At 35.1% G+C, this 2988-nt stretch carries 4 protein-coding genes; all 4 read left to right on the top strand.

Translation table 11 applies throughout. The annotated features are described in order from the left end of the window. Positions 1–102 precede the first annotated feature (102 nt). Positions 103–486, top strand: a complete 384-nt coding sequence (locus BJR36_RS19805; protein WP_091237154.1) for a hypothetical protein — start codon at positions 103–105, stop codon at positions 484–486. Positions 487–582: 96 nt separating this feature from the next. After that, positions 583–1425: a hypothetical protein gene (locus BJR36_RS19810; RefSeq protein WP_139133597.1), complete on the top strand. Its 843-nt coding sequence runs from the start codon at positions 583–585 to the stop codon at positions 1423–1425. 596 nt (positions 1426–2021) lie between these two features. Then, positions 2022–2498, top strand: a complete 477-nt coding sequence (locus BJR36_RS19815; protein WP_091237156.1) for a hypothetical protein — start codon at positions 2022–2024, stop codon at positions 2496–2498. 23 nt (positions 2499–2521) lie between these two features. Beyond that, positions 2522–2988, top strand: a 467-nt coding sequence (locus BJR36_RS19820; RefSeq protein ID WP_139133598.1) for an HlyD family secretion protein, incomplete at its 3' end; no start/stop codon positions are given.

A 2988-nucleotide genomic window follows, 5' to 3' on the forward strand; every position in this document is an offset into this window, starting at 1 on the left:
CGACATCCATCACGATCGGCTCTGTTTTAGAGGTAAATAAAAAACGTCAAAGCCAGTAAAATCAATAGATTTAGGCTTGACAGAATAGGAAGGAATTTAGAAATGGAAATGTGTTACGATGGGGCGTTAGTGATGCCAAGCAGCTATGCTGTGATGGGTGAAGAGGAAATGACTTATTTGGAGGCAGGAGAGGCATATTTATCGAACAAAGCAATTAAGGCTGTAATGATTGCGTGTGCTTTAAATCCGATTGCGACAACATTGATTTCTCTTGGAATTTACAAAGCTGTGAGCATGGTTAAACGAGCATGGACAGCTGTTTGTGCTAACCTTGGAAAATTGGGTGGGGCTATTGGATGTGTGATAGGATTTCTCTTGGGGGCATTTACGGCAGCGGCTATTGCGACTACATTGATTGATGCGCTATGGTGTGGAAAAGGGATTGAATTAGGATTTACTTGGAGACCTACACTAGATGTAAAATAATTTGAGATTTAATTTAAATTGCTTATTGTAAAATTAGTGATGATTGGGGGTTACATAGTGTGTAACCTCCAAAAGAAAAATACGGGAGAAAGCAAAGTGAAAAAATGGAGTTTGATTGTAATAAATATCATCTTCTATTTGTTGTTGCTGTTGGATGCAATAGTAACATATAAATGGGGAGAAGACTATATTGTTTTAGTTGGAATTTATATTTTCTTAGCAAGCTCGACTTTTCTATTAGAGAGGGCTTTAAGAGATAATATTATTTTATTGAAAAAATTATCATTTGCAGATGTTATAGTAAGAGTAGGAGCAATGCTACTTTATTTGACAGGGGTGTACAGTGACATGATAAGGTATATTTCTTGGTGTGGCATTGTGGTATGCTTTTGTATTAATAGTTATCTGCAGGTGAGGATATATAATGTTATTAAGAAAAAATCGATTCCGACCAGGTTTATTTTGTCATACAGTCAAATTGTTACTCAATTTAAAGAAGTATGTAGTACCAGTAATGAACATAGAAAAGAAATAGAAGAAATGCAAAGCATGATGCAGTATATAGAAAAAAGGAAAGGTATAGTAATTACGATTTGGGCAAGTTTTTACATTAACTTTATTTTGGCATCAAAGAATCAGATGGTAGAAATAATATTAATCATTATAGAATTGATTATATTTTATATATTTGTCAAATTGCAGTTACACGCTATATATTCTGAATATTTAAGCAAAAACAATGTGTTTTTTGCATGTGCAAGCGCAATTCTTGGTTGTGCAATTATCTATATGGGTACAGTTATACAGCACAACTCTAATAATTATATTAATATTTCGATTTGGATGTTAGGAATAATTTTTTGGAGTCCATATATAAATGAGAGTTATCTGTTAAAGGAACAATTAAATAATAATCTTAAAAACATAATGCAGCTATAGTAGTGAGGATTAAAAATATTTGATAAGAAAATATTTACACAATTAGAGAGCGTTTCGGTAACTCATGAATTATATCAATTGGCATGAAATAAACTTCACAGTATGTTTTAGATATCATATAGCCGGATGAAAAAGTCCCTGCTGATGAAAAATCTAGGGTTCCATATAATATTATTAGTATGAATGGTAATAATAAGGGGAAAATAGATACGAATTTTACTTTCTGGAATTTAGATGATTATAATAAATGTATTGTATCAAATATTTAGTGTCTTCTGAGCAGCCTTAAAATCATTGTTTTCACTGATTTACTCGGCATTTTATGATAAAACAAATGCAAGGGTTTTTGATTTATTGAAATGCTTTTTGCACTTTTTTTGCTGGTACAAAATTTATGGAAAAGACCTGCTGATTTTCAATCGGAAGCGATTTAATCAGCAGACACTATTTAGTCATTGAAGAGTGTGAAAAAAAACACGGAATATATCTAGCAGCATCCATTATTTGAATAATGATAAATTTGGCGTATATACTTAATACGCCAAATTTAGCAAAGAAATCTTGGCAAATGAAAATAAATTAGATGGAGATTAATAATGAATAAAATCACAACAAACCAGTCAAAGACAATAAAACTGACAAATACATTGAAATACAAATGCTTATTAAATGAAGAAGATTTTGATCTCAACATAGCAATTGAAAAGATGCAGTCATATATTAAAGTCAAAGCGGCTGCCCAAAGCGGTCCATTGATCCAATATACAAGAGCCTGCATAAATGAAAACAGCGAGATGGATATGGAAATAATTATGATGCTGCAGTGCAGCAATTATATCCACTCGGTAGAAGCCCCATATTCCATGGAGTCGGTTCTCCGTGTGGCGGACTGCATGTACTGCCGTTACATTGGCCCGGAAGACAAATTGAAATTCGCCTATGACAAACTCAATCTGGAGGCTTTCGAAAATGACATCCAGCTGAAAGGCGAGAATTATACCATATTTGTAGACCAAAATGAGGAAGAAAATACGATTATTGCCGATGTCTTTATGCCACGTGCTGATAGTTAGAGGAATGGGGAGCAGTATAGCTAATGGGGAAACAGATAAAGACACTTGAACAGCTAAAAGACAGCCGCCTTTTATATGAGAAAAAGCTGCCACGGTTTGGATATATCATATCCCTTACGGTGGCACTTCTTTTGGTTGCAGTAACAGTATGGGGGATTCATACACCGAAGACCTATGTGATCAAATCTACCGGGGTCATTCAGAGTGACACCAAGAATTACGTCATGTCACCTTATTCTGGAAAAATTTCAGAGATGAAAGCCAGTGAGGGGACAGTGGTGGAAAAAGGGGATGTGCTCTTTCAGGTGCAGAGTACGGATTTGAACCTTCAGGTCACCCAGCTTGAAGAACAGAAGAAATCCTATGAGACGAGGGCAGCCCAGTTTCAGAAGCTGGTAAAATCAATCAAGGATGACAGGAACTATTTTGATCTTACAGCAGAAGGGGTTACTGTTCACTCCGTGACCAGTAACACGCTTCGCGATGCACA

The organism is Anaerobium acetethylicum (assembly GCF_900096945.1).
Lineage (GTDB): Bacteria > Bacillota > Clostridia > Lachnospirales > Lachnospiraceae > Anaerobium > Anaerobium acetethylicum.

What these genes read in the sequence shown, in the direction of transcription:
- BJR36_RS19805 (WP_091237154.1), top strand. Translation starts at nt 103, where the DNA reads ATGGAAATGTGTTACGATGGGGCGTTAGTGATGCCAAGCAGCTATGCT.
- BJR36_RS19815 (WP_091237156.1), top strand. Translation starts at nt 2,022, where the DNA reads ATGAATAAAATCACAACAAACCAGTCAAAGACAATAAAACTGACAAAT.